The organism is Variovorax sp. GW821-FHT10D07 (genome assembly GCF_059415325.1).
In genome coordinates this window covers 102,488-123,687 of record NZ_JBWKMZ010000003.1, presented here as the reverse complement: position 1 = coordinate 123,687, position 21,200 = coordinate 102,488, and the positions used below count along the sequence as shown (strand labels likewise).

Annotated in this window: 21 protein-coding genes; 15 read left to right on the top strand and 6 right to left on the bottom strand. The window is 70.2% G+C overall.

The features are described from left to right. Positions 1–6 precede the first annotated feature (6 nt). From AC07PU_RS11005 to AC07PU_RS10995, 3 genes are all read right to left on the bottom strand, one after another. A complete protein-coding gene (locus AC07PU_RS11005; RefSeq protein WP_495318278.1) occupies positions 7–1,266 on the bottom strand; it encodes an MFS transporter in 1,260 nt (419 codons plus the stop codon). A 138-nt stretch (positions 1,267–1,404) separates the two neighbouring features. After that, positions 1,405–2,220: a putative hydro-lyase gene (locus tag AC07PU_RS11000; RefSeq protein ID WP_495317438.1), complete on the bottom strand. Its 816-nt coding sequence runs from the start codon at positions 2,218–2,220 to the stop codon at positions 1,405–1,407. 88 nt (positions 2,221–2,308) lie between these two features. Next, entirely contained in the window at positions 2,309–3,214 is a 906-nt protein-coding gene (locus AC07PU_RS10995) for a LysR family transcriptional regulator (protein WP_495317436.1), read from the bottom strand. A gap of 87 nt (positions 3,215–3,301) precedes the next feature. On the opposite strand from AC07PU_RS10995, the gene denD reads away from it, so the two are divergent. From denD to AC07PU_RS10975, 4 genes are all read left to right on the top strand, one after another. After that, positions 3,302–4,321, top strand: coding sequence for a D-erythronate dehydrogenase (gene denD / locus AC07PU_RS10990; protein WP_495317434.1), 1,020 nt, complete (start codon positions 3,302–3,304; stop codon positions 4,319–4,321). Between the two features lie 64 nt (positions 4,322–4,385). Next, the gene (locus AC07PU_RS10985; protein WP_495317432.1) at positions 4,386–5,357 is read left to right on the top strand and encodes a TRAP transporter substrate-binding protein; all 972 of its coding nucleotides are present in this window, start codon (positions 4,386–4,388) and stop codon (positions 5,355–5,357) included. Positions 5,358–5,479: 122 nt separating this feature from the next. After that, positions 5,480–5,974: a TRAP transporter small permease gene (locus AC07PU_RS10980; RefSeq protein WP_093344873.1), complete on the top strand. Its 495-nt coding sequence runs from the start codon at positions 5,480–5,482 to the stop codon at positions 5,972–5,974. After that, entirely contained in the window at positions 5,971–7,248 is a 1,278-nt protein-coding gene (locus AC07PU_RS10975) for a TRAP transporter large permease (protein WP_093344876.1), read from the top strand. Before AC07PU_RS10980 ends, AC07PU_RS10975 begins: the two co-directional genes overlap by 4 nt. Before the next feature lie 10 nt (positions 7,249–7,258). Here the strand turns inward: AC07PU_RS10975 and AC07PU_RS10970 are convergent, their stop codons facing one another. Next, the gene (locus AC07PU_RS10970; RefSeq protein ID WP_495317429.1) at positions 7,259–8,074 is read right to left on the bottom strand and encodes an AraC family transcriptional regulator; all 816 of its coding nucleotides are present in this window, start codon (positions 8,072–8,074) and stop codon (positions 7,259–7,261) included. A 139-nt stretch (positions 8,075–8,213) separates the two neighbouring features. Between AC07PU_RS10970 and AC07PU_RS10965 the strand changes: the two genes are divergently transcribed. From AC07PU_RS10965 to AC07PU_RS10920, 10 genes are all read left to right on the top strand, one after another. Then, the gene (locus tag AC07PU_RS10965) at positions 8,214–9,419 is read left to right on the top strand and encodes an MFS transporter (RefSeq protein WP_495317426.1); all 1,206 of its coding nucleotides are present in this window, start codon (positions 8,214–8,216) and stop codon (positions 9,417–9,419) included. Positions 9,420–9,567: 148 nt separating this feature from the next. After that, complete coding sequence (locus AC07PU_RS10960) at positions 9,568–10,131, top strand: L,D-transpeptidase Cds6 family protein (protein ID WP_395351619.1); 564 nt, start codon at positions 9,568–9,570, stop codon at positions 10,129–10,131. Positions 10,132–10,333: 202 nt separating this feature from the next. Beyond that, positions 10,334–11,833, top strand: coding sequence for an FAD-dependent monooxygenase (locus tag AC07PU_RS10955; RefSeq protein WP_495317424.1), 1,500 nt, complete (start codon positions 10,334–10,336; stop codon positions 11,831–11,833). Between the two features lie 96 nt (positions 11,834–11,929). Further along, complete coding sequence (locus AC07PU_RS10950; protein ID WP_093344889.1) at positions 11,930–13,069, top strand: porin; 1,140 nt, start codon at positions 11,930–11,932, stop codon at positions 13,067–13,069. Between the two features lie 29 nt (positions 13,070–13,098). After that, complete coding sequence (locus AC07PU_RS10945) at positions 13,099–13,713, top strand: cupin domain-containing protein (RefSeq protein WP_093344892.1); 615 nt, start codon at positions 13,099–13,101, stop codon at positions 13,711–13,713. Beyond that, on the top strand, positions 13,703–14,914 hold the full coding sequence (locus AC07PU_RS10940; RefSeq protein WP_495317421.1) for an MFS transporter: 1,212 nt from the start codon (positions 13,703–13,705) through the stop codon (positions 14,912–14,914). The genes AC07PU_RS10945 and AC07PU_RS10940 overlap by 11 nt, the downstream gene beginning before the upstream one ends. 35 nt (positions 14,915–14,949) lie before the next feature. Beyond that, the gene (locus tag AC07PU_RS10935) at positions 14,950–15,900 is read left to right on the top strand and encodes a fumarylacetoacetate hydrolase family protein (protein WP_495317419.1); all 951 of its coding nucleotides are present in this window, start codon (positions 14,950–14,952) and stop codon (positions 15,898–15,900) included. Then, a complete protein-coding gene (locus AC07PU_RS10930; protein WP_093344899.1) occupies positions 15,897–16,355 on the top strand; it encodes a VOC family protein in 459 nt (152 codons plus the stop codon). The genes AC07PU_RS10935 and AC07PU_RS10930 overlap by 4 nt, the downstream gene beginning before the upstream one ends. Beyond that, positions 16,352–17,410 (top strand): amidohydrolase family protein, encoded by a 1,059-nt coding sequence (locus AC07PU_RS10925; protein WP_495317416.1) that lies wholly within the window; start codon positions 16,352–16,354, stop codon positions 17,408–17,410. Before AC07PU_RS10930 ends, AC07PU_RS10925 begins: the two co-directional genes overlap by 4 nt. A gap of 7 nt (positions 17,411–17,417) precedes the next feature. Beyond that, positions 17,418–18,386: a PDR/VanB family oxidoreductase gene (locus tag AC07PU_RS10920; protein WP_495317414.1), complete on the top strand. Its 969-nt coding sequence runs from the start codon at positions 17,418–17,420 to the stop codon at positions 18,384–18,386. 21 nt (positions 18,387–18,407) lie between these two features. Here AC07PU_RS10920 and AC07PU_RS10915 read toward each other — a convergent pair whose 3' ends face one another. Then, a complete protein-coding gene (locus AC07PU_RS10915; RefSeq protein ID WP_495317412.1) occupies positions 18,408–19,397 on the bottom strand; it encodes a LysR family transcriptional regulator in 990 nt (329 codons plus the stop codon). A gap of 183 nt (positions 19,398–19,580) precedes the next feature. Here AC07PU_RS10915 and AC07PU_RS10910 point away from each other — a divergent pair, with 183 nt between their 5' ends. After that, a complete protein-coding gene (locus tag AC07PU_RS10910) occupies positions 19,581–20,129 on the top strand; it encodes a hypothetical protein (RefSeq protein WP_495317410.1) in 549 nt (182 codons plus the stop codon). A gap of 2 nt (positions 20,130–20,131) precedes the next feature. Here AC07PU_RS10910 and AC07PU_RS10905 read toward each other — a convergent pair whose 3' ends face one another. Beyond that, entirely contained in the window at positions 20,132–21,091 is a 960-nt protein-coding gene (locus tag AC07PU_RS10905) for a LysR family transcriptional regulator (RefSeq protein ID WP_093344912.1), read from the bottom strand. Positions 21,092–21,200 lie beyond the last annotated feature (109 nt).

The window sequence follows — 21,200 nt, the reverse complement described above, 5'->3', positions numbered from 1 at the left end:
ATCGGATCAGTTCTGGCGCAGGTCGCGGCCACGGGTTTCGGGCAGGCACAGCGCCACCACCACGACCATCGCATAGGCCACCGCCGCGCAGACGCCGATGGCCGTGCCCAGCGGCAGGTGCATGCGGTCGCTCAGCACGCCGACCAGCGCCGGAAAGGTGGCGCCGATGCCGCGCCCGAAGTTGTAGCAAAAGCCTTGCCCGGAGCCGCGCAGCTCGTTGGGGAACAGTTCGGCCAGGAAGGCGCCCGCGCCGCTGAAGATGCCCGACATGAAGAAGCCGAGCGGAAAGCCCAGCAGCAGCATCAGGCCGTCGGTGATCGGCAGCAGCGTGTAGGCATAGACCAGCAGGCCGGCGCCGATGGCGAACAGGATGAAGGCGCGGCGGCGGCCCAGCCGGTCCGACAGGTAGGCGCCGCACAGATAGCCGACGAAGGCCCCGACGATGAACATGAACTGGTAGCCGCCCGAGCTCAGCACCGTCAGGTGGCGCTCGTTCTTCAGGAAGGTCGGCAGCCACACGCCGATGGCATAGTAGCCGCCCTGCATGCCGGTGAACAGCAGGCTCCCGAGCACCGTGGTGCCGAGCACGCCGGGCTTGAAGATCGCGAGGAAGTTGCCGCTGCGCTCGCCGCGCGCCACGGCGGCGCGGGTCTGCACGTAGATCTCGGGGTCGCTGATCGAGCGCCGGATGAAGACGATCAGCAGCGCGGGCAGCAGGCCCAGCAGGAACATCACGCGCCACGAGACCTCGGGCGGCAGGAACGAGAACAGCGCCATCGACACCAGCACCGCCGCGCCCCAGCCCACGGCCCAGCTGCTCTGCACCAGCCCGACCGCCTTGCCGCGGTAGGCCGGCCGGATCATCTCGGCGATCAGCACCGAGCCCACGGCCCATTCGCCGCCGAAGCCCAGGCCCTGCAGCGTGCGCGCCACCAGCAACTGCCCGGGCGTCTGGGCCAGGCCGCAGGCGAAGGTGAAGATCGCGAACACCAGGATCGTGAGCTGCAGGATGCGCACCCGGCCATAGCGGTCGGCCAGGATGCCCGCGGCCCAGCCGCCGAGCGCTGAGGCCACCAGCGTGGCGGTGCCGATCAGGCCGACCTCGGTCTTGCTCATGCCCCACAGCGACAGCAGGATCGGCGTGACCAGCGGCAGCGTGTAGTAGTCGAAGGCATCGACCGCGTAGCCGCTGAACGAAGCCGCGAGCGTGCGCTTCTCGTTCGGGTTCAGGGTGCGCAGCCAGTTGGCGTCGCCGGCGTCCTCCATGCCGTCGACGGGCGTCGGCGCGGTGGCCTCGAGGGTGCTGTTTTTCATGGTGTCTTCTCCAGGGTGGGTCGGGGCGGGAACGGCGCCGCGCGGTCCCTGCCCAGGGAACCGGCGGCGATCGGAACCAGGGGCGGCGCGCTAGAGCGCGGCGAGCCGGTGGTGCGGCAGGTCGGTGACCAGCATCGCGCCCGGCGCATGCGTGATCGCCAGCGGCAGCCGCGCGGCCGCGAGCGCGGCCTGGGGCGTCACGCCGCAGGCCCAGAACACCGGCAGCTCGTCGGGCATCGCCTCGACGGCATCGCCGTAGTCGGGGCGGCCGAGGTCGCGGATGCCGATCAGCGCGGGATCGCCGAGGTGCACCGGCGCGCCGTGCACGGCCGGAAAGCGCGAGGTGATCTGCACCGCGCGGATCGCGTCGGCCGCGCGCAGCGGGCGCATCGACACCACCAGGGGCCCGCTGAACGGACCGGCCGGCACCGTCTGCAGCCCCGTGCGGTACATCGCGACGTTGCGGCCTTGCGCCACATGCCGCAGCGCGATGCCCTCGGCCAGCAGCGCATGCTCGAAGGTGAACGAGCAGCCGATGACGAAGCCGACCATGTCGTCGCGCCACAGCGCGCGCACGTCGGTGGGCTCGTCGACAAGTTCGCCCTCGCGCCAGACGCGGTAGCGCGGCAGGTCGCTGCGCAGGTCGATGTCCTCGCCGAGCGCGGGGAGCGAGGGATCGCCGGCCTCGGTCACGCCGAGCAGCGGACAGGGCTTGGGATTGGCCTGGCAGAAGCGCAGGAAGTCGCCCGCGTAAGCCTGCGGCAGGATCACGAGGTTGCCCTGCACGTGGGCGCTGGCGAGGCCGCTGGTGTGGCCGCTCAGGCGGCCGGTACGGGCGGCTTGCCGCACCTCGCGTGCGCTGCTCGCGCCGGTGGGCAGGGAGATCGGTTCGTCGTTGGCTGGCATGGCGTTGGCGAGCGGCTGCTTGTCTCTTCGTTGTGGTGGGCGGATTGTGGGAATCCGCGCGCCCGAACGCCAACGCAAATTTTCTTGCTCAGCTCATCGATTTTTTCGATGACCCAGCGCGGTGCGATCCGTGCACCACGGCAGAGCTCACCGCTGCTTCGAGCAGCAAGGAGGAAGGATCGTCGCGATAGCTCGCATAGATCGGCAATGGCTCCAGCGTGCCTTCGCTGGGCAGCACGCGCAGCGGCAGCCGCCGCGCGAGGCCATCGACCACCGCGCGTGGCAAAGTGGCCACGCCGAAGCCTGCCTCCACCAGCTGCGCCATCGCCGAGATCGAGGAGATCGCATGCACGCGCGGCGCCGCGCCACCGGCCTCGCGGAAGAACTCGAGCAGCGCCACGTGCGGCTGCGAGCCGCGCTGGAAGGTCAGCAGGTCGAGCGACAGCAGGTCGGCGATGCGGTAGCGCCGCCGCAGGTGCAGCTCGCGGTGGCCGACGAAGCACATGGCCATCGGCGGCACCGCGCGCGTGCGCACGCCGTCGCCCACCGCGGGCAGCGCGGCGAACACCAGGTCCTGCTTGCCGCGCTGCAGCTGGTCGACCAGCACCGGCGTGGTTTCGACCGTGAGCTCGAGCTCGAAGTCCGGGTAGGTGGCCCGCATGTGCTGGAGCCAGCCGGTGAGCCAGCTGTGCACCACCGACTCGATCGCGCCCACGCGCAGCACCGTCTCGCGCACCGCGCCCGAGCCCATCTCGGCCTTGATGTGCATCTGCATCTCGAGCAGCTTCTGCGCGAAGGCATGGAAGCGCTGGCCCGCCACCGTGAGGCGGAACTGCTTGTCGCGGCGGTCGAGCAGCAAGGTGCCGAGCTCGCGCTCGAGCGCGGCGATGCGGCTGGACAGCGCGGACTGCGTGAGGTGCAGCTTCTCGGCGGCGCGCGTCACGCTCTTGAGGGCCACGGCCCAGTGGAAGGCTTCCACGAATCGGAGGTTCATCGTTCGGCTCGACGGACTGGCAAAGGCCCAAGTGTCGCGCGCCGGCCGCGCTTATCCTCGGGCCCTCGACAGGAGACAAGGACCGACATGCAGATCGTCATCACCGGCGGCGCCGGCTTTCTGGGCGCCCGCCTCGCCCGCACGCTGCTCGCGCAGGGCAGTCTTTCGCTCGCGGGCGCGGCCCCCGCCCCCATCGCCAGGATCACCTTGGTCGACCGCGCGCCGCCGCCGGCCGACCTCGCGGCCGACCCGCGTGTCGCCTTCGTGACTGGCGACCTCAACGACCAGCTCGGCGCCGATGCCGACGCCACGCCCTGGCGCGAGGCCGAGGCCGTGTTCCACCTCGCGGCCGCGGTCAGCGGCGAGTGCGAGGCCGACTTCGACCTCGGCATGCGCAGCAACTTCGCCGCCACCCATGCCCTGCTCGAGCGCCTGCGCGCGCTCGGCACCCGGCCGGTGCTGGTGTTCTCGAGCTCGCTCGCGGTGTTCGGCGATTCGCCCGAGCAGCCGCTGCCGCCGGTGATCGACGACCACACGCTGCCCACGCCGCAGACCAGCTACGGGATCCAGAAGTTCATCGGCGAACAGCTGGTGGCCGACTTCACGCGCAAGGGCTTCGTGCGCGGGCGCAGCGTGCGGCTGATGACGGTGAGCGTGCGCCCCGGCAAGCCCAATGGCGCGGCCTCGGGCTTCTTCAGCGGCATGATCCGCGAGCCGCTGGCCGGGCTGCGCGCGGCCTGCCCGGTGCCCGACGAGACGCCGGTGGCCGTCGCCTCGCCGGCGCGCACCATCGAGGGGCTGATCCGCGCAGCCGAGGCGAGCGAGGCCGAATGGGGCCCGCGCACCGCCGTGAACCTGCCCTCGCTGTCCACGACCGTCGGCGAGATGGCCGCGGCCCTCGAGCGCGTGGCCGGCCCGGCCGCGACCGCGTTGCTCGATCGCACGCCCGAGCCGACGATCCGGCGCATCGTGAAGTCCTGGCCCGGCCGCTTCGACACGCCGCGCGCCCGCGCGCTCGGCCTGGGTTCGGACGACAGCTTCGACGCGGTGATCCGCGAGTACGTCCGTGAAAATCCCGACGCGGTGAAGCTACCAACTGTTGCATAGTCATACCTTTGCGGTACGGCGCGCCTCGCGCCACTCGCTTCCCCCCAATCCCAGGAGACTCCGAATGAAATTGACCCGACTGGCCGCTGGCCTGGTGCTGGGCGTGGGCATGGCCTGCGCGGCCTTCGCGCAGACGACCATGAAGATCAGTATCTCCGTGGCACAGAACTCTCACCAGGGCGTGGCCATCGACACCTTCGCGAAGGAAGTCGAGAAGCGCACCGGCGGCCGCTACAAGGTCCAGACCTTCTACAACGGCTCGCTCGGCGGCGAGCGCGAGTCGATCGAGGCGGTGCAGCTGGGCACGCAGGAGCTGGCCTTCTCCTCCACCGGCCCGATCCCCAACTTCGTGCCCGAGACCAAGATCCTCGACGTGCCCTTCCTGTTCCGCGACAAGGCGCATGCGCGCGCGGTGCTCGACGGCCCGATCGGCCAGGACCTGCTGACCAAGTTCGACGCCAAGGGCTTCAAGGCGCTCGCGTGGGCCGAGAACGGCTTCCGCCACATGACCAACAGCAAGCGCGACGTGAAGGCGCCCGAGGACCTCAAGGGCCTGAAGATGCGCACCATGGAGAACCCGGTGCACATCGCGGCCTACAAGGGCTTCGGCATCATCACCACGCCCATGGCCTTCCCCGAGGTGTTCACCGCGCTCCAGCAGGGCACGGTCGACGGCCAGGAGAATCCGCTGCCGGTGATCATCTCGGCCAAGTTCGACCAGGTGCAGAAGCACCTGTCGCTGACCGGCCACGTCTACTCGCCGTGCATCTTCGTGATGAACAAGGCGGTGTTCGACAAGCTCAGCGCCGCCGACAAGCAGGCCTTCATCGACGCCGCCAAGGAAGGCACCAAGGCCAACCGCGCGCGCGTGGACGAGGACGACGCCAAGGGCGTGGCCGACCTGCGCGCCAAGGGCATGACGGTGATCGACAACGTCGACAAGGCCAAGTTCGTGGCGGCGCTCGCGCCGGTCAACGCCCAGTTCGAGAAGGACTTCGGCAAGGCCAACCTCGACAAGATCCGCGACTTCAAGTGAGAGCGATGGCCCGCGCCGCGTGAGCGTCGAAGCTTCGACCCGCGCCCGGCCGAAGCCGCGCCCGCCAGGCAGGACGCCCGGCGGGCGTTCCTGTTTTTGACTTCCCTTCCGGGACCTTCCTGATGAAAAACAAGTTCCTCGGCCTGGAACGATGGACCACGATGGTGTCCATGGTCCTGGCCTGCGCGATGCTGCTGGTCGCCGCCTCGCTCGGCATGTTCCAGATCGTCACCCGCTTCGTGCTCGAGCAGCCCGCCGAGTGGAGCGAGATCCTGATCCGCGTGAGCCTGATCTGGATGGTCTTCCTCGGCATCCCGATGGCCTTCCGCCAGGGCGCCATGGTCAGCGTCGACGTGCTGTACCGCTGGAGTTCGCCGCGCACGCGCCGCATCCTCGACGCGGTGGTGAGCGTGGCCGCGCTCGCGCTCATGCTGGTCGTGCTGTGGTGGGGCTGGGACTACGCGATCCGCGGCCGCGTGCAGAGCATGGCCGGCCTCGAGAGCATCTCCATGATCTGGGCCTACATGGCGCTGCCGGTCGGCGCGGTGTTCTCGCTGTTCGGCATCGTGGGCAACTACCTCGATCCCAAGCGCCTCGAGCTGGAGACCGCGCAATGACCACGACCATGATCGCGACGATGGTGCTGTGCTTCGCACTGTCGGTATCGGTGGCCGTCTCGATCGGCCTGGCCTCGATCCTGGGCATCCAGGTCACGAACGCCAACATGCTGATCTCCGCCAAGGAGATGTTCAACTCGATCAACAAGTTTCCGCTCGCGGCGATCCCCTTCTTCATCCTGGCCGGCAACCTGATGGAGACCGGCGGCATCTCGCGCCGGCTGGTGGAGTTCGCCAAGAGCATCGTGGGCGGCATCCAGGGCGGGCTGCCGATGACCTGCGTGCTGACCTGCATGATCTTCGCGGCGGTCTCGGGCTCCTCGGTGGCCACCACCTTCGCGATCGGCGCCATCCTGATCCCGGCGCTCATCAAGCACGGCTACCCGACCTCCTACGCGGCCGCGCTGCAGGCCACCAGTGCCGAGCTCGGCGTGATCATCCCACCCTCGATCCCGATGATCCTGTACGGCGTGAGCGCCGAGGTGTCGATCGGCGAGCTGTTCATCGCGGGCTTCGGCCCCGGCATCCTGATCAGCCTCGCGCTGATGCTGTTCGTGTGGGTCTACTGCAAGTGGAAGGGTTGGGGCAAGACCGACGGCGAGGGCCGCATGCCCTTCGGCCGCGCGCTGTGGCAGGCCGGCTGGGCGCTGCTGATGCCGGTCATCATCCTCGGCGGCATCTACGGCGGCATCTTCACGCCGACCGAGGCCTCGGCGGTGGCGGTGTTCTACGCGCTGATCGTGGGCATGGTGATCTACCGCGAGATCAAGATCACCGACCTGTTCGCGATCCTGCGCAAGTCGGTGCTGTCCTCGGCGGTGATCATGTTCATCATCGCCAACGCGGGGCTGTTCGCGTTCCTGATCACGCGCGCGGGCGTGCCCGACGCCATCGGCCACTGGCTGCAGGAAGTGCTGCAGTCGCCCGCGATGTTCCTGCTGGGCGTGAACGCGGCGCTGTTCGTGATCGGCATGTTCATCGAGACCAGCGCGGCGATCATCGTGCTCGCGCCCATCCTCGCGCCGGTGGCGCAGCACTTCGGCATCGACCCGGTGCACTTCGGCCTGATCATGGTGGTGAACCTGGCGCTGGGCATGATCACCCCGCCCTTCGGCGTGAACCTGTTCGCGGCCTGCACGGTGGCGCGCATCTCGCTCGACCGGATCGTGAAGCACCTGGTGCCCTTCGTGCTCGTGATCCTGGCCTGCCTGATGGTGATCACCTACGTGCCGTGGGTCTCGCTCGCGCTGCGCGACCTGGTGTACGCGCGCTGAGCGGGCTCGCTCATCCGGCCCCCTCGGCGGGGCCGGGCGCCTGCAGGTACTGGCTCGGCGGCATGCCCAGCGTGCGGCGGAACATCGCGGCATAGGCGCTCGGGCTGTCGTAGCCGTGCGCCAGCGCCACCTCGAGGATCGAGGCGCCGGCCGCCAGCCGCGGCAGGCTCAGCAGCAGCCGCGCCTGCCGGCACCAGGCGCCGAAGTTCATGCCGGTCTCGCGCTGGAACAGGCGCGCCAGCGTGCGCGCGTTCATGTGCAGCCGCTGCGCCCAAGCCTCGAGCGAGGCCGGCAGCGCGGGATCGCGCACCAGTTCCTCGCACAGCGCCGCCAGGCGCGCATGGCGCGGCATCGGCACATGCAGCGAGAGCCCGGGCGCACGCTCGATCTCGTCGAGGATCAGCTCCATCACGCGTTCGTCGCGCCCGCCGTGCGCATAGTCCAGCGGCAGCGCGATCGCGGCCACGATGAGCTCGCGCAGCAACGCATCGACCGGGATCACGCGGCAGTCGGCGCCGAGGCCGGCGCGGGTGCCGGGCTCGACGAAGACGGTGCGCATGCGCACGTCGCCCGCCATGCGGATGCCGTGCACCATGCCGGGCGGCAGCCAGGCGCCGCGCCCCGGCGGCACCACCCAGCTGCCGGCCTCGGCGCTCACGATCATCACGCCCGAGATCGCATGGATCAACTGGCCGCGCCGATGGCTGTGCAGCGGAATGACCGCGTGGCCCTCGGCATCGGTCGCCAGCACCGCGACCGCACGCGGCGTCGATTCGCCATGCTCGGGGCGCAGGTCGAATTCGGCGGGCGGCTGCAGCTTGTCCATTTCTCGACGATCCTTGTTCTTTCGTAGCGAGATCATCTTCGCACGGCTTCCTAGCATGGCCCGGCCTCGACACGAGGTTTCACAGAAAGGGCTATCGCATGCAATGCAATCCGCCGCCGGCCACGCCGGGAGGCCACCGATGAACAAGGGCCGCCTCGGACTTCTCACCGGCACCCACGCCGTCAACGATCTCTACCAGGGCCTGGTGCCCGCGCTGCTGCCGCTGATGGTGCTGGAGCGCGGCTACAGCTACACGGCCGTGAGCGGGCTGATGCTCGCGGCCACCGGGCTGTCGAGCGTGGTGCAGCCGCTGTTCGGCCTCTATGCCGACCGCCATCCGCGGCCCTGGCTGGTGCCGGTGGGCTTCCTGGTCGCGGCGCTGGGGCTGGTGCTCGCGGGCCTGGGCTCGAACTACCTCTGGACCTGGCTCGCGACCGTGCTGTGCGGCCTCGGCATCGCGGCCTACCACCCGAGCGCCACCGTGGCCGCGCGCGCGGCCGGCGGCGCCTCGCAGAAGGCGATGAGCGTGTTCTCGGTCGGCGGCACCATCGGCGCCTCGTTCGCGCCGGTGCTCGCCACCACGGTGGTCGGCGGCGGCGCGCTGTCGCGCAGCTACCTGCTCGGGCTGCCCGCGCTGGCGATGGGCGCCGTGTGGTTGCTGGCCAATCGCGGCCAGGGCGCGGAGAACGCGGCAAGGGCCGGCGCGGCCCGGCGCGCACAGGCCGCGGCGCAGCGGGCGCCGAACGACTGGCGCGCCTTCGCGCTGCTGGTGGCCACCATCGTCGGCTGGTCGATCCCCTACGTCACGGTGCTGTCGATGCTCTCGCTGCGCATCACGCGCGACCTGCACGGCTCGGCCTTCCAGGGCGCGGTGGCGCTGACCGGCTTCACCGCCGCCGGTGCCGTGGGCACCCTGCTGGGCGGCTGGCTCGGCGACCGCATCGGGCGCATGGGCACGATCCGCGCGGGCTACCTGCTCGCGGTGCCGGCCATGGCCGGGCTGGTGCTCGCGTCCTCGCCCGCCTGGGCGCTGGCCTGCACGGCACTGCTGGGCCTGTGCATGTTCCTGCCCTTCGCGGCGCAGGTGACGCTGGCGCAGGACTACCTGCCGCGCAACCCGGCCACGGCCAGCGGCATCACGCTGGGTCTCGCGCTCTCGGTGGGCGGCCTGGTGTCGCCGCTGTTCGGCCTGCTGTCCGATGCGCGCGGATTGGGCGTGACCTTGAGCGCGGTGCTGTGCGTGCTGTGCGTGGCGGCGGTGCTGTCGCTGCGCATGCGCAACCGCACGCTCGATGCGGGCACGGTCGCGCCGCGGCCCGCGAGCGTGGCCTCGGGCAAGGCCTGACCACCGGAACCGGTGAGTGCGCGGGGGCCCGGCGTTGCGGCGGCCGTACAGCCGCGACGATCCGACACATGCGGGCCGGGTTTCACTGCCAGAATCGAAAATCGCCCTCGGCGACCGGTTCCGACATCAACACAACCAGGACATGCGCATGAATCGATTCCTTCCCCGTCTCTCCGCAGGTGCCGTGCTCGCGGCGGCGGCCCTGGCCGGCCTCTGTGCAGTCGCACCGGCCGTGGCGGCCGATGCACCCGCGAAGGCACCCGCACCGGCAGCGGCGCCGGCCCCTGCTGCGGCCCCTGCGGCAGCAGCACCGGCCGCAGCCGCACCGGCTCCCGCCGCGGCACCCGCGCCTGCGCCCGCCGCGGCCGCCGCCGCGCCGGCCGAGGTCGAGGCCGCCGTGCGCGCCTGGGCCGCCGCCTGGGCCTCGAAGGACGTCGACAAGTACCTCGCCAGCTACGCGAGCGACTTCCAGCCCGCCAAGGGCAGCAGCCACAAGGCCTGGGAAGAGGAACGCCGCAAGCGCATCGGCAACAAGTCGAGCATCAGCGTGAAGGTCGACAACCTGGTGGTCAGCATCAACGGCAACACCGCCACCGCGAAGTTCAAGCAGAGCTACGCCGCCGACAAGATCAAGGAGAGCGGCCGCAAGACGCTCGAGCTGCAGCGCGTCGATGGCCGCTGGCTGATCCGCAAGGAAAGCGCGGGCGGCTGAACGCCATCGCAGGTCACCGGCGTTCGACGAGACGGCGCGCGCTCGCAGCGCTGCGCCGCGTCGGTCGCACATCCCAGGTCGAATTGATCCGCTAAATACGGAGCATCCAAAGAATAGATTTTGCGGATGCCCACCGCGAATCGATCATCGCTGCCACAAGAGCGCGGCGATTCCCTTGCCGCGCCGTCGCAGGGAGACAAGCATGCAGTGGGATGTGATCGTGGCGGGCGGTGGGCCATCGGGCCTGACACTGGCGGCCGAACTGGCGGGTTCGGGCGCGCGGACCCTGGTGTTGGAGCGGCGCCAGGGCGGCGTTCAATCGCGGGCCGGCACCGTGCTGCCGCGCCTGCTCGAACTCTTCGATGCACGCGGCATCGCCGAGCGCTTCATCGAACGAACGCGCGAGATCGCGGCCTACCCCTTCCGTCCCACGCACATCTGGGCCGGCTTCACGCCGATCGAGTGGCGCCATCTCGAAACGCGCTTCGGCTTCACGCTGGGCCTGCCGCAGAACCACACCGAGGACATCCTGCGCCAATGGGCCGGCGACAGCGGCGCCGAGATCCGGCACGGCACCGCGCTCCAGGCATTTCGCGAGGACGGAGACGGCGTGCGGGTGGAGGCGCTCGACGCATCGGGCGAAAGCCACACGCTGCAGGCGCGCTACCTGGTCGGCGCCGACGGTGGCCGCAGCACCGTGCGCGAACTCGGGGGCTTCGCGTTCGACGGCCACGCGGGCACCTTCCGGGGCCTGGCCGTCGATGCCGAACTCGAAGCGCCCTGGCCCAGTGGGCGCATCGACATCGACAACCACATGGGCTGGGTGCGCGGCTACGTGTTCGGCGCGGGCATCACGCGCTTCAACATCGTGCACCGCGACCGCCGCCATGCGCCCAGGGACGAGCCCGTGACCTTGGACGAAGTGCGGCAGTGCATCCGCGACGTGCACGGCACCGACTACGGCATCGAGCGGCTGCGCTGGGCCTCGCGCTTCGACGACCAGATGCGTGCCGTCCCGTGCCTGCGCCGGGGCCGCGTGTTCCTGGTCGGCGAGTCGGCGCGCGTGCACTATCCGGCCAGCGGCGTCGGCATGAACTTCTGCCTGCAGGATGCCTTCAACCTCGGCTGGAAGATGGCGAACGTGATCCAGGGCGTCGCGCCCGAATCCACGCTCGACAGCTACCACGCCGAGCGCTATCCGGTCATGCAGGCGCTGCTGGCCAGCGTCAGGGCGCAATGCGCGCTGCAGTTCAACTTCTCGCCCGAAGGCGTGGCCCTCAAGCGCCGCTTCGCGCAACGCCTGCTGCCCCTGCCCGAGGTACAGCGCCAGCTGGTGCGCGAGCTGTGCGGGCTCGAGAACCCCTATGACACCGGACCGGGCAGCCATGCGCTGGCCGGCCGATGCCTGCCCGACTTCGACGTGATCACGCTCGACGGCCGTTCGCGACGGGTCGCGCAGATGCTGCGCAACAGGCGCTTCGTGCTGCTCGACCTCGAGGGCTACAGCGGCCAGTTCGCGCAGCTCGATCTCGCCGGCCTGCCGGTCGACCTGGTGCCGGCGCGCCTGGGCCGTCCCCCCGCGTCGATGACTGGCGTGAAGGCCCTGCTGATACGCCCCGACGCCTACGTGGACTGGGCCAGCGACGAGCTCGCGGGGACCGCGCAACTCGAGGCACGGCTCGCCCGCTGGTTCGAGCGCTAGGCCTTCCCGTATTCCGCCCAACGAGTCTTCGCAGCGCCGCACGACGGGCTGCGCGAAGGGCTCGCGACCTCCTCATCCGCAAAGACCCCACGATCCATGACAAGCCTTGCCTGCCCTCCTGCGCTCGCGGCCCTGCTGCTGGCCGCGCTCGCCGCCGACAGCGCCGCCCAGTCCTCGGCCACCCTCTACGGCACCATCGACCTCGGCATTCGCAGCGTGCACAACGGCGGCCTGGGCTCGAAGACCACGCTGTCCAGCGGCGGCTACCGCATCAGCCGCCTGGGCCTGCGCGGCAGCGAGGAACTGGGCGCGGGCTGGCAGGCCGGCTTCCGCCTCGAGGCGCTGATCAATGCCGACACCGGCAAGCTCGGCTCGCCCACGCTGGCCGAGCATTTCTGGAACCGCCATTCCTATCTCGAGATCGGCAGCGGCACGCATGGCAGGCTGCGCCTGGGCTACGACAACACGCCCACCCACCGCCTCTGGCTCGACAGCGAGCCGTGGCTGATCGGCATCGGCAGCTCGGGCAACCTGTTCGACACGCCGCAGAACGGCCCCTGGCGCGAGGTGTTCGGCCCGGTCTCGCGCTTCGAGACCACCATGTACTACGCGCGCAACATGCTGCAGTACCTGAGCCCCCGCTTCGGCGGTTTCTCCGGCGAACTGGCCTACGCCTTGCGCGAGGGCGATGTCTCGGCCAGCGGCGCGGCCGGCATGCGGCAGTACCGGCTGAGCTACGACGCCGGCCCCTTTGCCGCGGGCTTCTCGCAATCCCGTTCGGAGGCGCAGGTGGTGGCCGGCGGGCCCGCGCGGCGCTTGACCGACAGCGTGGCCTCGGTGTCCTACGACCTCGACGGCGCCAGGCTCGCGCTGTCGTGGCGGCAGTTCCGCGCGGCCGGCAGCAAGGAGTCGGTCGTCCGGTTCACGGCCATCCTGCCGATGCCGCACGGCTACCTCAATGCCTCGTATGCGCGCAGCCGCCAGGCGGGCCGCATCGATGCCCATCCCGCGCCCGGCACCCGCGCCGGCCCCATCGACGGCAACGGCAGCACGCAGCTCGCGCTCGGCTACGTGTACCCGTTGTCGCGGCGCACCTCGCTCTACGCCAACGTCGCGCGCCTGTCGAACCGCGGCGCCTCGTTCCTGGCACTGCCCGGCGGACCGCCCACCACCGCGGGCAACTTCGCCGGCGGCCGCTCCACCGGCGTCGACGCGGGCATCACGCACGCGTTCTGACATTGCTTCCTCCCACCGAGACAACAGCCATGACACTGACTCCCCTCCCTCCGGTCCACCGCGTGGTCACCGGCCACGATGCCACCGGCAAGGCCATCGTCGCCATCGACGGAGCGCTGCCCACCGTGGTCGAGCTCGCGGCCATTCCGGGCACCGTGTTCCACGAGCTCTGGAACACCAGCGCCAGCCCCGCGGCCATCGACAACGGCCCCGACCCGACACCGGGCCCGTTGACGCTGGCGCCCGCGCCGCGCGGCACCCGCCTGCGCTTCGTCGACATGCCGCCCGACACGCCCGAGTTCCTCGCGCAGGGCGCGCAACGCATGAAGGAACTGTTCGCGCGCACCGGCAACGACGCCCACTCCACCGCGCGGGCCGGCTCGCCCCATCCGCTGATGCACCGCACCGCCTCGCTCGACTACGGCATCGTGATGGAGGGCGAGATCACGCTGGTGCTCGACGACTCCGAAGTGAAGCTGGCCGCGGGCAGCGTGGTGGTACAGCGCGGCACCAACCACGCGTGGGCCAATCGCTCGCAGCGGCCCTGCCGCATGCTGTTCGTGCTCATCGACGGCGCGCTCGATCCCGGCATCGCCGCGACCTTGGCCACGGCCGCGCCGGACGGAGACCGCGATGCGCGCTGACAACGCCGAACTCGCGCGCCACTGGCGCCTGCTGCTGGGCTCGACGCTGGGCATCTGCGTCAGCTCGTCGGCCCTGTTCTATTACACGAGCTCGGTCTTCTTCGCCGAGCTGAACCATGCGCTGGGCTGGTCGCGCAGCGAACTGGCGCTGGCCAACGTCGTGCACACCGCGGCCATCGCGCTGCTGTCCCCGTTCGCGGGCCGGTTCATGGACCGGCACGGCATCCGCGCACCGATCGTGTTCTCGCTGTGCGCGCAGGCGGCCTGCTATGCCGCGATCGCGCTGCTGCCGGCCACGCTGCCGCTGTTCCTGAGCCTGCAGGCCCTGCTGTCGCTGCTCGGCGTGGCCGCGACGCCGGTGGGCTACTCGCGCGCCATCAGCGCGCGCTTCGATGCCAAGCGCGGCCTCGCGCTCGGGCTGGCCATGAGCGGCCTCGGCGTGGTGGCGATCCTCGCGCCGCTCGTGCTGCCGCGGATCGTGGAAGCGGTGGGCTGGCGCGGCGGCTACCTCTCGCTGTCGGCCTTCGTCGTGCTGCTCGGCGCGCCCGCGATGTGGCTGCTCGGGCCCGAGGTGGACCGCGCGCCCGTGCGGGCTGCGGCCGCGCCGGCCCAGGCCACGCACGATCTGCCGCTGCACCGGCGCCCGCTGTTCTGGCTGCTGATCGCCGCCTTCGTGCTGCCGATGCTGTTCGGCTCGGGCTACATCGTCCACTTCATCGCGATGATGCGCGACCGCGGCCTGAGCGCCACCGAGGCGGGCACGATGGCGGCGCTGATCGGGGTGGCGGTGCTGCTGGGGCGCCTGGTCACCGGGCTGCTGATCGACCACCTGTTCGCGCCGCGGGTCATCGCCGTCGTCATGCTGCTGTTCGCGGGCGGCCTGCTGCTGCTGACGACCGGCCACCCGATGCTGGCGCTGCCCGCGGCGTTCACGATCGGCTTCGCGATGGGCGCCGAACTCGACGTGCTGGCCTACCTGGTCTCGCGCTACTTCCCGATCGCACGCTTCGGTCGTACCTACGGCGTCTTCTACGGTGCCCTCATGGCCGGCGGCGCCTGCAGCGCCCTGCTGATCGCCCAGCTGCATGCGCGCACCGGCAGCTACGACGCACCGCTCGTCCTGTCGGCGGCCATGCTGGCCCTCGCGGCCGCGCTGTTCCTGCTGGCACCCCGTTTCCCTTCATCGCCCGCGTCTTCGTGACCGGCCCCCAACCCTGGCTCGACAAGGAACACCCCATGCGCCCCTTCACCCTGGTCTCTTACCTGGACGCCAACGATCGCAGCCGACCGGGCCTCGCGCTCGGCGACACGATGGTCGCCTGGAGCGACCTCGCCACCGCGCACGGTCTGCCGCTGGCCGAGGCCACGATGCCCGAACTCATCGCGGCCTGGCCGATACTCGAACCGCGGCTCGCCGCGGTCGAGGACGGATCGCTCGCCGCGCCGCGCGACCTGGCGCAGCTGCGGCCGGCGCCGCCCGTCGTCGGCGGCGGCCTGTTCTGCAGCGGCCCGAACTACCGCTGCCATCTGAGAGAGATGACCGGCGGCCAGCGCAGCGACATCGACAAGAAGATCGCCGCCCCCTTCTTCTTCTCGAAACCCGCGGCCCATTCCATCATCGGTCCCGGCGCGCCGATCGTGCTGCCCGCCGGCTCGCACAAGCTCGACTGGGAGGCCGAACTCGCCGTCGTCATCGGCCGGCCCGCGCGCGACGTGCCGGTGGAACGCGCGATGGACCATGTGTTCGGCTACTCCATCCTCAACGACCTGTCGGCGCGCGACCTGTTCCGCCGCGAGGAATGGCCAGGCTGGCTCGATTGGCTCAGCTGCAAGGGCTTCGAGGGCTCCGCACCGCTGGGACCGGCCATCGTGCCCGCGCACCAGGTCGCCGATCCCTACGACCTGACGCTACGGCTCTGGGTCAACGACGTGCTGCAGCAAGAGGCGTCGACCGACCAGATGATCTTCAGCATCGCCGAGCAGATCGCCTACCTCAGCCGCCGCGTGACGCTGCGCCCCGGCGACCTCATCGCCACCGGCACGCCGGCCGGCGTCGGCATGCCCCGGAACGTCTTCCTCCAACCCGGCGACGTGGTGCGCGTCGAGATCGAAGGCCTGGGCATCGGCCCGCTCGTCAATCCGGTCGTCGCCCACCCTCTTCATTCCCCCAGGAGCCCCCAGCCATGAGCACCCTCAAGTTGAACCGCCCGCTGCGCCTGTCCCACGGCACGCTGAGCTGCCGCGATCTCGCGGCCTCGCGCCGCTTCTACGAGGAATTCCTCGGTCTCGACTGCGTCGAGCATGTCGCCGGACGGGCCATGATGATCCGCCTCGGCGGCTACTGGACCGTGGTCTGCCTGCCCTCGCCGCGCGAACAGAAACTCGACGTGCACAACCACTGGGGCCTCGACCTCGAATCGCGCGCCGCGGTCGACATCGCGCGCGCGCTCGCGCTGCAGCACCAGGAGGACTACGGCATACGGCGCGTGCTGCCGGCGCGCGAACTGCACGGCGACTACGGCTTCTACCTCGAGGACCGCGACGGCAACTGGTGGGAATTCCAGTGCCTGGGCGGGCGCGACTACGACGACATCTTCCGCGCGGGCGACCAGGTCCGTGCGCCGGAAGGTCCCCGGCCATGAACGACCACCGACTCGACATGCCGCCCGCGCGCGCCTATCGCCGCATCGCCACCGAGGAGGCCTATGCCCCGCCCGAACTGATCCAGGCCTACCGCCGGCTGATCGACGGCGGCCACAGCGACGACCCCGGCTTCACCAGTTCGTGGCGCTACTTCCTGAACAATCCCTCGCCGCGCACGCAGTCCATCATTGCCAAGCTGCAGGACCTGGGCGAGGGGCGCCTGCGCGACATGGATGCCGCGGGCATCGACATGCAGCTGCTGTCGCTGGCCTCCCCGGGCATCCAGGTGTTCGACGCGCCCACGGCCAGCTCGCTCGCGGTCTCGTTCAACGACGCGTTGGCCGAGAACATCGCGCGCCATCCCGACCGCTATGCCGGCCTGGCGGCGATCGCGCCGCACGACCCGGAACGCGCCGCGCGGGAGCTGGAGCGCGCGGTCCGCACGCTCGGCCTGAAGGGCGCCATCGTCAATTCCCACACGCACGACAGCTACCTCGACGACCCGCGCTGCTGGCCGATCTTCGAGGCGGCGCAGGCGCTCGACGTGCCGATCTACCTGCATCCGACCTCGCCCTCGCGCGGCCTGATCGCGCCGCTGCTGGCGCGCGGCCTCGACGGCGCGATCTTCGGCTTCGCGGTCGAGACCGGCATGCATGCGCTGGCGCTGATCGTCTCGGGCGTGTTCGACCGCTATCCGCGGCTCAAGCTGGTGCTGGGACACCTCGGCGAGGGCCTGCCGTTCTGGCTCAGCCGGCTCGACTTCATGTACCGGGCCGGCGCCGCCACCGGCCGCTATGGCTCCTGGGCCAAGCTGGAGCGCAAGCCCAGCGACTACCTGCGCCAGAACATCTTCGTCACCACCAGCGGCATGGCGTCCGCGCCGGTCATCGCGTTCTGCCAAGCCCAGCTGGGCGCCGAGCGCGTGCTCTACGCCATGGACTATCCCTTCGAGTACGTGGCCGACGAAGTCCATGAAACCGAGGCCACGGCCTGCAGCGCGCAGCAGATGGCGCAGCTGTTCGAGACCAATGCCCGATCGCTGTTCAAGCTGTGAGCCCGCCATGACCGCTTCGACACTCGACGCCATGGTGCACACCTTGCGCCACGAAGCCGAGGGCATCCTCGGCGTGGAGTTGCGGCCCGCCGCCGCGGGCATCGCGTTCCCGCCCTTCGAGGCGGGCGCGCACATCGACCTGCACCTGCCCAACGGCATGGTGCGCAGCTACTCGCTGTGCAATGCGCCCGGCGAACGCCACCGCTATGTGGTGGCGGTGCTCGACGAGCGCAACGGCCGCGGCGGCTCGCACTGCGTGCATCGGCAGCTGCGCGTGGGAGACCGCCTTGCGATCTCGCCCCCGCGCAACCATTTCGCACTGCACGCCGACGCGCCGCGCAGCGTGCTGGTCGCCGGCGGCATCGGCATCACGCCGATCTTCTGCATGCTCCAGCACCTGGTCGCGCAGGGGCGGCCGGTGGAGCTGATCTACTGCGCGCGCAGCGCGAGGGAAGCGGCCTTCGGGGAAGCGATCGCGGCCTTCGGCCCGCACCTGCGGGTCGCCTGGCATTTCGACGACGAGCAAGGCGGACCGCCCGACCTGACCCGCCTGCTCGCGGGCCGGGGCAGCGACAGCCACTACTACGGCTGCGGCCCGGCGCCGATGCTCGAAGCCTTCCTGCAAGCCTGCGAGCGGCATCGATATCCGCACGCCCACATCGAACGCTTCACCGCGCTCCAGCCCGCCGCCGCGGCAACGGGCGATGGCTTCGAGGTGCTGTGCCGCAGGAGCAACCGGTCGGTGCGGGTCGCCGCGGGACAGTCGGTGCTCGATGCGCTGCTCGAGGCCGGTCTCGACCCCGCGCACAGCTGCAAGGGCGGCGTGTGCGGTGCCTGCGAAACCCCGGTGCTGGACTTCGATGGCGCGCTCGAGCACAACGACGGCATCCTCTCGCGCGAGGAACAGCAGTCGGGCAAGACGATGTTGATCTGCGTCTCGCGCTGCACCGGCACGCGGCTGGTGCTCGATCTCTGAACGGCTCTTCGGCCGGCAGGTTCAGGCGGCCGCGGTTGCGGCCGGCTTCGCGGCACGGCGCCGGCCCGGCGCCGCAACGCTCCCACCCTCGAGCGCGGCCAGCGCCGGCATCGCCCGCCCGATCTCCAGCAGCAGCGCACGCAGCCACGCCAGCGCCGGGTCCCGCTCGAGGAACTTGTGCCATTGCAGCACCTGGTGAAAGTGCGGCAGCTCGATCGGGCAGGGCAGCACGCGCAGCGGCAAGCGTTCGGCCATCTTCAACGCCACCCGGGTGGGCAGGGTCGCGATGCGCGAAGTGCCGAGCACCATCTCCGCCATCAGCGCGAAGTTCGGCGCGATGACCTCCTGGCGCCGCTTGTGCCGCCCGATCTCTACCACGTGGGCGTCCACCGTCACGCGCCGTCCGTCGGGCCAGGCCAGGCCCACGTGCCCGCAGTCGAAGTACTGCGCCACGTCCAGCCGGTCGCGCACCGTCGGATGGCCGGTCCATACCGCGCAGGAGAAGGACTCCTCGTACAGCGGCTCCATCGGATGGCCCGGCACGGCCGCGAAATCGGGGCAGATCAGCAGCTCCATCTCGCCGCTGTCCAGGTGCTCCTTGGAACGCGCGCCGAGCAGGCGCAGGTCGAACTCCATCAGCGGCGCGCGCAGCGCGGCCTGACGCACCGCTTCCTGCAGGAACACCAGGATGACGTTGTCCGACGATTCGAGCGTGAAATGCCGCGCGGAAGTCGTCGGATCGAACGAGGGCCGGATGCGCGTGATGGTCTGCACCTGCAGCAGCACGTCGCGGATCGGCTGCTGCAGTTCGCAGGCCAGCGGCGTCAGCGCCTGGGCCTTTCCGACCATGACCAGCAGGTCGTCCTCGAAGTACTCTCTCAGGCGGCTCAAGGCGCAACTGGTGGCGGGCTGGCTCAGGTAGAGCCGCCTGGCGGCACGCCCGACGCTGCGTTCGGACAGCAGGGCATCGAGGATCACGAGCTGGTTCAGATCGAGCTTGTGGAAACGCATGGCTGACTCCCTTTGTTGATTTTCGCGAGGCGCAGAAATTGAAGCACGGAGCCCGGCAGCCATGGCAGCGGTACAACCCTTTGGCGGATCGACATTCCTTGAGGCCTTTGGTTTTCGGCGCTTCATGAAGGTGTCACGCGCATCCCTGAAGCTCGGGCTCCATCCCGGACCCGGCGGCACCGCATGTTTCCCACCAAGACCGACAAGGCGCGCGACGAACTCCAGGGCGGACAGCGCACCCTGAGCCAGCGCGAACGGGCGTTGCTGCTGATGGCCGACGGCCGCCGTTCGCTGACCGACTTCAGCCCGCTGTTCGCGAGCCGCGGCGAAGCCGAGCAGGCGCTGATGACGCTGGTGGAGCGCGGCTACCTGCACGATCCGAAAGCGGCGCAAGCCGCGGCCGTGGCCGAAGCAGCGACGGCACCGCAGCCTGCGCCGGCCGTCGAACCCATCCACGTCTCGACTGCCGCCGACACCTTCGACGGCAAGCGCTCGCTGGCCACCACGCGCATGTTCCTGTTCGACATCTGCGAACGCATGTTCGTGCGCCGCGATCCGCGCTTCGCGCTGCAGATGCGCGACGCGCTGCGCGAGGCGCGCGACCGCGAGGCCATGCTGACCATCGCCGCGCTGATGCTGACCGAGGTCGAGAAGACGGCCGGCACCGAGCGCGCCGAGTCATTGCGCGAGCGCATCGACCGGCTGCTGCCGCCGGCCGAAGTGGTGCACTGAGCTCAGGCGCGTCGCCGCGGCGCCGCTGAACGCGCGGCCTTCAAGCTCTTCAATTCGGGCAGCCCCTGCGCGGTCTCGCGCAGCAGCGAGCGCAGCCAGACGATCGCCGGGTCGCGGTCCTGGTGCTTGTGCCACTGCAGCTTCTCGGTGAAGCCCGGAATCTCGACCGGACAGGGCTGCACCTGCAGCGGAAAGCGCCGCGCCATCTGGTGCGCGAGCCGCGTCGGCAGGGTGGCGATGCGCGCGGTGCCCAGCAGCAGCTCGGGCACCAGCGTGAAGTTGGGCGCGATCACGTCCTGGCGGCGCGTGCGCCGGCCCGTGGAGATGAGCCGCGCGTCGAAGGTCACGCGCCGGCCGCCGGCCCATTCGATGCCGACATGGGCGGACTCGAAGTACTGCTCGGCGCCGAGCCGCTTGCCCTTGACGGCCTGGTCGAGGCACAGCAGGCAGGAGAAGGTGTCCTCGAACAGCGGCTCGGACGGATGCCCGGGCACGATCGCGAAATCGGGCGAGATCAGCAGCTCGATCTCGCCGCTGTCGAGGTGCTCGCGCATCTGCGGGCTCATGGCGCGCAGGTCGAACTGCATCAGCGGCGCGAGCGTCGCGGCACGCCGCACCACCTCGGACAGCAGCACGCTGATCACGTAGTCCGAGGACTCGATGGTGAAGCGCCGGGTCGAGGTGGCTGGGTCGAAGCCGGGCCGCGCACGCGTGATGGTCTGCAGCTGCAGCAGCACGTCGCGCACCGGCTTCATCAGCTCGTTGGCGAGCGCGGTCGGCACCTGCGTCTTGCCGACCGGCACCAGCAGCTCGTCTTCGAAGTACTCGCGCAGCCGGCTCAGCGACAGGCTGGTCGCCGGCTGGCTCAGGTACAGCCGCTCGGCGGCGCGGCTCACGCTGCGCGTGGTCAGCACCGCATCGAGCACCACCAGCAGGTTGAGGTCGAGTTTGTTGAAGCGCATGGGTCGTCTCCTTGATTCGCGCGGGATCTTCCAGGAATTTGCGCGGCAAATGCATCGAATTTAAAGAATGAATTTTGCATATGCATCGCCGGCCCGGATCATCCGCCTC

Bases quoted from the DNA above. Each gene is read 5' to 3' on its own strand.
- AC07PU_RS11005 (WP_495318278.1), bottom strand. From the start codon at position 1,266: ATGGAGGACGCCGGCGACGCCAACTGGCTGCGCACCCTGAACCCGAAC.
- AC07PU_RS11000 (WP_495317438.1), bottom strand. From the start codon at position 2,220: ATGCCAGCCAACGACGAACCGATCTCCCTGCCCACCGGCGCGAGCAGC.
- AC07PU_RS10995 (WP_495317436.1), bottom strand. From the start codon at position 3,214: ATGAACCTCCGATTCGTGGAAGCCTTCCACTGGGCCGTGGCCCTCAAG.
- denD (WP_495317434.1), top strand. From the start codon at position 3,302: ATGCAGATCGTCATCACCGGCGGCGCCGGCTTTCTGGGCGCCCGCCTC.
- AC07PU_RS10985 (WP_495317432.1), top strand. From the start codon at position 4,386: ATGAAATTGACCCGACTGGCCGCTGGCCTGGTGCTGGGCGTGGGCATG.
- AC07PU_RS10980 (WP_093344873.1), top strand. From the start codon at position 5,480: ATGAAAAACAAGTTCCTCGGCCTGGAACGATGGACCACGATGGTGTCC.
- AC07PU_RS10975 (WP_093344876.1), top strand. From the start codon at position 5,971: ATGACCACGACCATGATCGCGACGATGGTGCTGTGCTTCGCACTGTCG.
- AC07PU_RS10970 (WP_495317429.1), bottom strand. From the start codon at position 8,074: ATGGACAAGCTGCAGCCGCCCGCCGAATTCGACCTGCGCCCCGAGCAT.
- AC07PU_RS10965 (WP_495317426.1), top strand. From the start codon at position 8,214: ATGAACAAGGGCCGCCTCGGACTTCTCACCGGCACCCACGCCGTCAAC.
- AC07PU_RS10960 (WP_395351619.1), top strand. From the start codon at position 9,568: ATGAATCGATTCCTTCCCCGTCTCTCCGCAGGTGCCGTGCTCGCGGCG.
- AC07PU_RS10955 (WP_495317424.1), top strand. From the start codon at position 10,334: ATGCAGTGGGATGTGATCGTGGCGGGCGGTGGGCCATCGGGCCTGACA.
- AC07PU_RS10950 (WP_093344889.1), top strand. From the start codon at position 11,930: ATGACAAGCCTTGCCTGCCCTCCTGCGCTCGCGGCCCTGCTGCTGGCC.
- AC07PU_RS10945 (WP_093344892.1), top strand. From the start codon at position 13,099: ATGACACTGACTCCCCTCCCTCCGGTCCACCGCGTGGTCACCGGCCAC.
- AC07PU_RS10940 (WP_495317421.1), top strand. From the start codon at position 13,703: ATGCGCGCTGACAACGCCGAACTCGCGCGCCACTGGCGCCTGCTGCTG.
- AC07PU_RS10935 (WP_495317419.1), top strand. From the start codon at position 14,950: ATGCGCCCCTTCACCCTGGTCTCTTACCTGGACGCCAACGATCGCAGC.
- AC07PU_RS10930 (WP_093344899.1), top strand. From the start codon at position 15,897: ATGAGCACCCTCAAGTTGAACCGCCCGCTGCGCCTGTCCCACGGCACG.
- AC07PU_RS10925 (WP_495317416.1), top strand. From the start codon at position 16,352: ATGAACGACCACCGACTCGACATGCCGCCCGCGCGCGCCTATCGCCGC.
- AC07PU_RS10920 (WP_495317414.1), top strand. From the start codon at position 17,418: ATGACCGCTTCGACACTCGACGCCATGGTGCACACCTTGCGCCACGAA.
- AC07PU_RS10915 (WP_495317412.1), bottom strand. From the start codon at position 19,397: ATGCGTTTCCACAAGCTCGATCTGAACCAGCTCGTGATCCTCGATGCC.
- AC07PU_RS10910 (WP_495317410.1), top strand. From the start codon at position 19,581: ATGTTTCCCACCAAGACCGACAAGGCGCGCGACGAACTCCAGGGCGGA.
- AC07PU_RS10905 (WP_093344912.1), bottom strand. From the start codon at position 21,091: ATGCGCTTCAACAAACTCGACCTCAACCTGCTGGTGGTGCTCGATGCG.